Here is a 9,517-nt window from a genome sequence, read left to right as displayed (position 1 = left end):
TGGGATTTAATCCATGGTTAGCGTGCAAAATGTTTTAAATTAGTTTAACCCTTCGCTTGCATTTCCCCGGGTGCGTGAATCCGGGGAATTTATTTTTCTATAAAAAGCTTTTAAAATTCTAAGTAATTATGGCCATCGTTGCACAATCGCCCATAGGGATTTTTGACAGTGGAATAGGAGGGTTGACTGTAGCCAAGGAAGTGAAAAAAATGCTTCCAAATGAGCAAATCGTTTATTTTGGTGATACAGCTCATTTGCCTTATGGAGATAAAAGTACGGCAGCTATTCAAGCCTACTCCGTAAAAATTGCTGATGCCTTACTGAAGGAGAATTGCAAAATGATTTTAATTGCCTGTAATTCTGCCTCCGCTGCAGCCTATGATTTAGTAAAGGCTTATGTAGCATCTAAAGCTTTGGTTGTGAATGTTATTGATCCGGTTGTTGATTTTCTTGGCCACAATCATAAAGGCGAAAATGTGGGATTGATTGGTACCAAGCAGACGGTGACTTCCGGTGTGTATTTACGAAAAGTAAATGGTCTTGGTAAAGGAATAAAAATAAAATCATTGGCCACTCCTTTGCTTGCTCCAATGATTGAGGAGGGTTTTCATTTACAAAATATAAGTAAAGATATTATTGCTTCTTATTTAAACCGGGCGGAATTAAAGGAAATTCAAACATTGGTTTTGGGCTGCACCCATTACCCTTTGATCAAGCATCAAATAATGGAATTTTATGAGGGAAAGATTCAAATTATAGATGCATCAGAAACCGTAGCAAAGTCGGTGGAAAATTTACTCCGAAAGAACAAGCTTTTGGCTGAGCGTATTTCAGGACAAAAAGACAAGTTTTTGGTTTCCGATTACACAGTTTCTTTTGAGGAAACCACCAAGCTTTTCTTTGGTAAACAGATAAAACTTCAAAAATTCCCTTTGTGGGAATAAGTATTTTTTGTAGTTTATATTGTTTTATGCGTTGGGTTAAAATTTTTTAGCTAATTTATACTCGGTCTAAGTTTGAGCAGTTTGGGGAACTAATTCTTAAAAAAAGACGTAACTTTGGTTCATATTTTACTCCTTTAGAATGTTATGAGTGACCAGATCAAACACGAGTGTGGGATTGCAATGATTCGGCTTAGAAAACCATTGCAATATTATATTGACAAATACAATACCCCGTTTTATGCCGCCAATAGGTTGTATGTTTTGATGCAGAAACAAATCAACCGTGGGCAGGATGGCGCCGGATTGGCAAATATAAAAATTAATACCCCTCCTGGTACAAGATACATCAGCCGATACAGGTCAGTAGAACCTGAGGCAGTTACCAAGATTTTTCAAAAAATCAATAAGAAATACAAGAAGGCCAAAAAGCTTGGATCACCTGAAGATTTGATGGATGCGCAATGGGTGAAAAACAATTCGGCTTTTTCAGGAGAAGTTTGGCTGGGACACCTTAGGTATGGTACACATGGGCAAAATAGCATTGAAACCTGTCATCCATTTTTGAAGCAAAATAATTGGAGAAGTAGGAATTTGGTCATGGCCGGTAATTTCAATATGACCAATGTGGAGGAACTTTTTGATATCCTTGTAAATTTGGGGCAGCATCCCAAAGAAAAAACAGATACCGTAACGGTAATGGAGAAAATTGGTCATTTCCTCGATGAAGAAAATCAGAGGATTTTTGATAAGTATAAAGACAAATTTTCTAATGTAGAAGTTACAGAAGTAATCGAACAAGAACTCGATGTTGCCAGAATATTGAGGCGAAGTTGTAGGGATTTTGATGGAGGATATGCCATGGCAGGGCTGATAGGAAATGGTGCTGGCTTTGTGGTTAGAGATCCCATAGGAATTAGGCCGGCCTATTATTATGCGGATGATGAAATCGTAGTGGTGGCCTCGGAAAAACCACCTATTAAGACTGCTTTTGATATAGATTACAAGCAGATAAAGGAAATTCAACCTGGCAATGCGCTTATTTTTAATAAAGATGGGTCGTATGGTGAGTTTGAAATTATCCCTCCAAAGGAGAAAAAATCCTGTAGTTTTGAGAGGATTTATTTTTCAAGAGGAACTGATCCTGATATTTATAAAGAGCGGAAAAATCTTGGGCGGGCTTTGGTTCCTCAGATATTGAAAGCCATTGATTTTGATCTTAAGAATACCGTTTTTTCCTATATACCCAATACGGCTGAAACTGCTTATTATGGGATGATAGAAGGGCTTGAAGATTACCTCAGTGCCAAAAGAAAGGAGATTTTGATAGAAGGTAAACCGCATTTGGATGATCTGGGTGAGTTGTTAAACTTCAGGCCGAGAGTCGAAAAACTGGTTAGCAAGGATGTCAAATTGCGAACATTTATCACCAATGACTCTGATAGAGATGTAATGGTATCGAATGTATATGACACAACCTATGAGGTAATCAGATCAGGGATAGATACCATTGTTTTAATTGATGACAGTATAGTGAGAGGAACCACCATTGAAAAAAGTGTCCTCACAACCTTAGATAAGCTTGAGCCAAAGCGTATAATAATTGTTTCTTCTGCTCCCCAAATAAGATTCCCTGATTGCTATGGTATTGACATGTCCAGGATGAAAGATTTTATCGCTTTTAGGGCTGCCGTACAATTGATAGAGGACAAAGATGGGATGGACAATCTTTTAGAAAGGGTTTATGACAAATGTGTAGCTAACCCTGAGTCAGATGAAAATTATGTAAAAGAGATTTATGCACCTTTTACAGATCAGGAAATTTCCGATAAAATTGCTTCAATTATTACTTCCGAAAACATCAAGGCAGGCGTTCATGTAATTTACCAAACGGTAGATAATCTTCATTCGTCCTGCCCGGGCCATAGTGGGGACTGGTATTTTACAGGGAATTTCCCTACCAAGGGCGGAATTCGTGTAGTGAAAAAGGCCTTTGTTAATTATATGGAAGGAAAAGAAGAAAGGGCGTATTAAACCAAAGTATAAATGATTGATGTTGCTTTATTAAAAGAGATTTGTGAATTACCCGGTGCTCCTGGTTTTGAGAAAAAAATAAGAGATTTTATCGTAGAAAAAGCCAGAGGCTTGGTGGACGAAGTAGCTGTAGATAATTTAGGAAATGTCATTGCAATAAAGAAAGGGCAGAGAAACCCTGAGGGGAAGAAAGTAATGGTGGCTGCCCATATGGATGAGATAGGTTTTATTGTTACCCATATTGATGACAATGGTTTTTTGAGATTTCATACCCTTGGTGGCTTTGACCCAAAAACCCTCACAGCGCAGCGGGTAATTATCCATGGGAAAGAAAAGGATATAATGGGTGTGATGGGTACCAAGCCTATACATGTGATGACCCCTGAAGAAAAAAACAAGCTGCCTAAAATTTCAGATTATTTTATTGATCTTGGGATGGATAAGGAAGAGGTTGAGAAATGGATTGAAGTAGGCGACCCCATTACCCGTGAAAGAGAGTTGGTGGAGATGGGGAATTGTGTCAATTGTAAGTCCATTGACAATAGAATTGCTGTTTTTATTTTATTGGAGGCATTGAGGGTGTTGGAAGCTCCTGCCTATGATGTATATGCCACCTTTACCGTTCAGGAAGAAGTTGGTATACGTGGTGCCCAGGTTTCGGCACACCACATTGATCCGGATTTTGGCATTGCGCTAGATACCACCATTGCTTTTGACCTTCCGGGTGCTGCAGCGCACGAAAAGATTACGGAATTGGGCAAAGGTACTGCCATCAAAATCATGGATGCTTCAGCCATTTGTGATTACAGAATGGTAGCCTTCTTAAAGAAGACAGCAGCCAATAATAGCATACCTTTTCAAACAGAGATTTTAACAGCCGGAGGTACAGATACTGCCGGAGTACAGCGAATGGGAAGAAAAGGAGCCATTGCAGGAGCCATCTCTATTCCTACAAGGCATTTGCACCAAGTTATTGAAATGGCAAATAAAGAAGATGTTCAATCGAGCATTCAGCTTCTTAAAGCAAGCCTGGAAGAAATAGATGGCTTTGATTGGTCGCATTAAGCACTGGCTTTACTCAAACCTCCTGATGAATTGATCTGCTAAAGCTCAATCGTAGGTAAAATTGAAATTTATAAATGTCCCGTATTTCTTAAATGCGGGACATTTTTTCGAAATATTGACAACCTTAGTGGTTTGGGTTGCTCAACCTTTGTGATTGGGATTTAGGATTTCACTTTCTTTTTCGAAGCCTTCTTTCCTAAGTACCTTTTCAAGTCATCATAGCCCAAGTGTTCGTGGTTACTGATAGAAAAGGAGTATTTGTCAGTAAATACCAATATTAACTGTTTGAAAACTTTCTTATTGGCTACTACTTCCTCCTCTTGCCAAGCCAATAGGTCCGTCACACTGTATTTTTTCCGCTGGCCTTTGAGCGGGAGCCAAATTTCTATCTTGTCCTTTCCTGCAGCTAAAAATTTGTAGCCGGCCATCATCTTTACCAAAATAAGTAACAACACTATAGTAATGAGGGTGCTCCCAATCAGGTAAAAAAGGAAGGGGAATTCGCGTGACTGGTTAAAGTCATACGATAAATAACTTAAGCCAATGAACAATAAAAGGACCACAAATCCCAAAGACATGTAGGTGCTTTTTTTTGGTTTACAACTTACCATCTCTATTTTGTAATTGTTTCAATTTTCTTTTTGAGAAATCTATTAATTCAGAAAAGAATTGCTCAAAATAAGATTCGAAAACAGCATGGTTTTCCTCAAGAAATTGAGGGGCTAATTCCATTTTAGAATCAAAAGATGTTCTATAGGACAGTCCCGTAAAAGACCGCTGTATTCCCGCCTTAGTACCATAGGCTGTCAACCAGTTTTCTTTCTTCATATACTTGAATGGCAACAAAAACTTTTGTGGAAGAATCGATCTGTTGGCTTCTAATAAGTCATAAACTGACTGAGTAAAATCCTCTAAAGGCACATTACTGTACTTTCTCCAATGTACGGCTAAGTAGTAATCAAAGTACATATCTGTTATCACAGAAGAGTATCTTGAAAATTTAGGCTTTAAAATGTCCTGGGCTTCTTTTACCAACTTATGTTTGTCTGTAAAGCTGTCGATTTCTCTATGTAACATGATTCCCGTGACAATTTCTCTTTCAAATTGCTCATCAATTTTCCCTCTTACAAAGTCCCCGATAAAGTTACCGATTAATACTTTGGGCTGGTCAAAGGATAAGTAAGCATGTGCTAAGAAATTCATGCGAATAAAAAGGAATGATTGACTAAATTTAGGAATGATTTACTTAACCTTGAATCTTCATACAGTAAATAACAAATGGCAAATATAGGGGAAGAATTATTATATACCACAAAACTTTTACGAGCGGAATGGGCTGAGGACCTTGCCCAGTTTAGAAGTTTGACCTTTAGAAAATCAATTAAGGACAAAGTACAGGCAGGGGTCTGTTGGTATCCTGTACAGTTGAATAAAATAAAATGGACTTTTTCAGATCAGTTGGTGATTGAGATTTCAGTCAAAGAAGCTTTGTCCAACCATGGGTTTCATTCAGGTAAATCCATTAGTTTGTTTTCTAATGTGGAGGAAAATGACATTCAAACGACCTATCTAAATGGGGTAGTAAACAATGTCAAAGGAAATGTGATGACATTAAGTTTGAACACCGAGCGCCTTCCGGATTGGGTAAATGAAGGGGGTATAGGGGTTAACCTGATGTTTGATGACACCACCTACAAGGTAATGACAAGTACCATGGAAGCAGTTATTGCATCTGAAAACAACAGGTTGGCCCATTTGAGAGAAGTGATTTTGGGGCATCGAAAACCTGATTTTACAACGTCAACAAATAGGGGGTCGGAGCTACTGAACGAGGGGCAAAATAAGGCTTTGAAGTTGATAGAGCAAGCAAAGGACCTTGCGATAGTACATGGCCCTCCGGGTACCGGTAAAACCACCACCCTAGTACAGGCAATCGTTTCTGCTACGCAAAAGTATGACCAGGTATTGGTATGTGCCCCTAGTAACGCGGCGGTGGATTTATTGGTGGAAAGAATGGGTGATGTGAATCTGGATGTGTTGCGGATAGGTCATCCGGCAAGAATAGATGAGAAAATAATTCAGCGAACTTTGGATGCAAAAATTCTGGCACACCCCTCCTATAAAGAATATAAAAAATTACGTAAAGCGGCTGAGGAGTACCGAAGGAAAGCCAATAAGTTTAAACGCAATTTTGGACATGCTGAAAGGGAGAAGCGGAAAATGAATTACAATGAGGCCGGTAAATGTCAAGCAGAAGCAAGACAGTTGTATGATTACATGACTCATTCCATTCTCGGCTCCTGTCAAGTGATTGCCTGCACTCTGGTGGGTGCAGCATCTAATTTGCTGAAAAGTAAGGTTTTTCAGGTTGTGTTTCTGGATGAAGCTGCTCAGGGATTGGAACCGGCCACCTGGATTCCTGTAACGAAAGCACAAAAAATAGTATTGGCCGGAGATCATTGTCAGCTTCCTCCCACGATCAAATCCAGAGAAGCAGCCAAAGGACTTCAAAACACGCTCTTTGAGAAAGCCATTACCAATCAACCTGAAGCAGCCCAGCTATTGTCCGTACAATATAGGATGGCAGCGGCAATTATGGGGTTTTCAAACCTTGCATTTTATGACAATAAACTTATCGCAGCAGCCAATACCCAAAAACATTATTTAGAAGAAGGGGAAGCGTCTTTGGCCTTTGTAGATACTGCCGGTAGTGGGTTTTTGGAATTCAGAGATAGGGAAACCCTTAGCATAAGCAATAAAGAAGAAGCCTTTATGCTGCTTACCTTACTAAGGGATTTATTGAAGAGGGTAGGGTTAAATAAGAATGAAAATCAGGCTTGGCAAGTAGGCTTGATTGCTCCCTACAGTGCACAGGTGAGGCTATTAAAGGAAATGGTAGCCTTAGACTCGGAGTGGTTATTCCTCAAACAAATGGATCAAAATTTGACCATCAGTACGGTGGATGGCTTTCAGGGCCAGGAGCGGGACATTATCCTCATTAGCCTTACCCGATCAAATGAGCAAGGTGAAATCGGTTTTTTAGCGGATACCAGGAGAATGAATGTTGCACTGACCCGCGCAAAAAGAAAACTAATTGTTTTAGGCGACAGTGCAACCATAGGCAGCAATGATTTTTACCAGTCTTTCTTAGATTTTGTACAGGAACAAGGTGCTTACCATAGTATCTATGAATTTATGGATCAATAATGCCCTTATTCTATTTTTGCTTTATAACCACTCCTATAGGCATGGTTTAACAAAGCCAGTGTGTCTCCGAAACTTGAAGCTGCAGTCATGATATCTTCAGGCACTTCAAGCCCATTTAATTTACTAAGCAAAATCCCATAGAGGGTATTGATAAATATTTGGATTTCATGTTCAGGAACGGCTTCTTGGCTGTCAGCTATTAATTGTAGCAAGTGGGGCTGGGTTTTGCGGTAAACAGCCACATATTCGGCTTCTTCTTTTAATAGTTTCCAGTGAATATTAGCTAGGTGATCTACCAGTTTTTGTGTTTTTTTTAAGTGGCCCTTTTCCTGAATTCCTTCTTGTTCCATTTCCTGAATCATACCTGAAAGCCATAACTTAGTTTCCTCTTTGTCTTCGGCTTGGACATTTTTGTGTCCCAAGACATATTCATTGACCTCTTTCATATCAAATTGGTATGCCCTGAGTAAGTCTTCCATTCGATACAAGTACAATATGTATTCGATAATATTTTCTTTTTTCTTTTTGTCAGCTATTGATTTCATGTGTTTGTCTGCTAATCTTGTTTTAAGGCCTGAAGCTCGGATGCGATAAAACGGTCCCACCTGGCTTGCATTTCAGGGTTGTGAGGCTTGGTAGACTGAGCGTCATACTGTTCATCCAGTCTTTTCCAATCTTTAAAATTCTCTTTTATTATCTTGTTTAACTGAGTTCTGTGATTCTTTTTGTCAAATTTATAATTGTTTACTGCTTTGAGTATTCGATGGCCTATGATCTGAGCGATTAGATAGTGTCCATTTTCATGATGCAGTACACGCTCTTTTGTTGCTGCATCCCTAGTTTTGAAAAAGTCATTTTTCACTTGGCTCAATTCTTTGTGAAGATTTATTTTAACCTCAATATCCAGACTTACATGGTCACCTTGATCATTGATTTTTACTATTTCAATTTCACAAGTACTTTGGGTTATGGCATTGATTGTGGACCTGTTTCCTATTAAATTGACTTTTTTGAAGTCATTCCAATTGAGTGGCCGATTGGGGTCTATGGAAACCACACCACCTTTTACAGCCTCTTTTTTCTCCCTAGGTTCATTTATCGAAAGCAGAAGGGACCATAGCGTAATGAGAAGAAAATAAAGTTTCATTTGAAGCATTATATTCAGTTATTTTCAAATTTAAGCATTATCCCAATCGCTTGAAAGTCTTCTCTGTCAAGCTTCAGGTGTTAAACTTCTAATTTATATGGACAAAACATATTAAAACACTAACTATTTACTACTTTTGCACTTAGTATGAACATGGATAAAATAAGAAATTTCTGTATAATTGCCCATATTGACCATGGCAAAAGTACACTAGCAGACCGACTTTTACAATTCACCAACACGGTGACTGAGCGGGAGATGCAAGACCAGCTATTGGATAGTATGGATTTAGAAAGGGAGAGAGGGATTACGATAAAATCGCATGCCATCCAAATGAATTTCCCATATAAAGGGGAAGAGTATACCTTAAACCTAATAGATACTCCCGGTCATGTGGATTTTTCCTACGAAGTGTCAAGGTCCATTGCCGCATGTGAAGGAGCACTGTTGATTGTGGATGCTTCCCAGGGTATAGAGGCACAGACCATATCTAACCTTTATCTGGCCATTGGACATGATTTGGAAATTATTCCGGTTTTAAATAAAATTGACCTTCCCGGAGCACAACCTGAGGTAGTTGCTGAGGAGGTAATGGAAATGATTGGCTGTGACCGAGAAGACATTGTCTTGGCTTCGGGCAAGGAAGGCATAGGTATTGAAGACATTTTAAATGCTGTTGTGGAAAGGGTGCCGGCGCCTAAAGGAGATGTAGATGCCCCATTACAAGCCATGATTTTTGATTCCGTGTACAATCCTTTCCGAGGAGTAGAAGTACTGTTTAGAGTATTCAATGGAACCATTAATAAAGGAGATAAAATTAAGTTTGTCAATACCGGTAGAGAGTATGAGGCAGATGAGATTGGTATTTTAGGGATCCAACAAAAACCACAAGATGAATTACAAGCCGGGAATGTAGGCTATTTGATTTCAGGAATAAAAGTGGCCAAGGAGGTCAAAGTAGGGGATACCATTACCCATGTCAAAAGACCATGTAGTAATACAGTCCAAGGTTTTGAGAATGTGAAACCGATGGTTTTTGCGGGTATTTACCCGGTCGAAACAACGGATTTCGAAGAACTAAGGGCCTCTATGGAGAAACTTCAGCTCAATGATGCTTCCCTGG

The 9,517-nt window shown here is 39.2% G+C and carries 9 protein-coding genes; 5 read left to right on the top strand and 4 right to left on the bottom strand.

The features are described 5' to 3' along the window. Window positions 1-128 precede the first annotated feature (128 nt). The 3 genes from murI to AAC037_RS11710 all read left to right on the top strand — a co-directional run bounded on the left by murI (window position 129) and on the right by AAC037_RS11710 (window position 4,040). Window positions 129-944 (top strand): glutamate racemase, encoded by an 816-nt coding sequence (gene murI / locus AAC037_RS11720; RefSeq protein ID WP_339903174.1) that lies wholly within the window; start codon window positions 129-131, stop codon window positions 942-944. A 144-nt stretch (window positions 945-1,088) separates the two neighbouring features. After that, complete coding sequence (locus AAC037_RS11715) at window positions 1,089-2,975, top strand: amidophosphoribosyltransferase (protein WP_339903173.1); 1,887 nt, start codon at window positions 1,089-1,091, stop codon at window positions 2,973-2,975. Between the two features lie 12 nt (window positions 2,976-2,987). Continuing rightward, window positions 2,988-4,040 (top strand): M42 family metallopeptidase, encoded by a 1,053-nt coding sequence (locus tag AAC037_RS11710; RefSeq protein WP_339903172.1) that lies wholly within the window; start codon window positions 2,988-2,990, stop codon window positions 4,038-4,040. Window positions 4,041-4,201: 161 nt separating this feature from the next. On the opposite strand, the gene AAC037_RS11705 is transcribed toward AAC037_RS11710, so the two are convergent. Both AAC037_RS11705 and AAC037_RS11700 read right to left on the bottom strand, forming a co-directional pair. After that, window positions 4,202-4,618: a hypothetical protein gene (locus tag AAC037_RS11705; protein ID WP_339903171.1), complete on the bottom strand. Its 417-nt coding sequence runs from the start codon at window positions 4,616-4,618 to the stop codon at window positions 4,202-4,204. Window positions 4,619-4,637: 19 nt separating this feature from the next. Then, entirely contained in the window at window positions 4,638-5,243 is a 606-nt protein-coding gene (locus tag AAC037_RS11700; RefSeq protein WP_339903170.1) for an ACP phosphodiesterase, read from the bottom strand. 75 nt (window positions 5,244-5,318) lie between these two features. Here AAC037_RS11700 and AAC037_RS11695 point away from each other — a divergent pair, with 75 nt between their 5' ends. Then, window positions 5,319-7,247 carry an AAA domain-containing protein gene (locus tag AAC037_RS11695; protein ID WP_339903169.1) on the top strand — a complete coding sequence of 643 codons (1,929 nt, stop codon included), beginning with the start codon at window positions 5,319-5,321 and terminating at the stop codon, window positions 7,245-7,247. A gap of 5 nt (window positions 7,248-7,252) precedes the next feature. Here the strand turns inward: AAC037_RS11695 and AAC037_RS11690 are convergent, their stop codons facing one another. Next, the gene (locus AAC037_RS11690; RefSeq protein ID WP_339903168.1) at window positions 7,253-7,792 is read right to left on the bottom strand and encodes a DUF4924 family protein; all 540 of its coding nucleotides are present in this window, start codon (window positions 7,790-7,792) and stop codon (window positions 7,253-7,255) included. A gap of 11 nt (window positions 7,793-7,803) precedes the next feature. Continuing rightward, window positions 7,804-8,394 (bottom strand): hypothetical protein, encoded by a 591-nt coding sequence (locus AAC037_RS11685; protein WP_339903167.1) that lies wholly within the window; start codon window positions 8,392-8,394, stop codon window positions 7,804-7,806. Window positions 8,395-8,541: 147 nt separating this feature from the next. Between AAC037_RS11685 and AAC037_RS11680 the strand changes: the two genes are divergently transcribed. Continuing rightward, a partial coding sequence (locus AAC037_RS11680; RefSeq protein ID WP_339903166.1) for a GTP-binding protein occupies window positions 8,542-9,517 on the top strand: 976 nt, incomplete at its 3' end.

This window comes from uncultured Cyclobacterium sp., from assembly GCF_963976465.1.
Classification (GTDB): Bacteria; Bacteroidota; Bacteroidia; order Cytophagales; family Cyclobacteriaceae; genus Cyclobacterium.
Note: the sequence above shows the minus strand (reverse complement) of the source record. Positions and strands in the feature narration are given on the sequence as shown.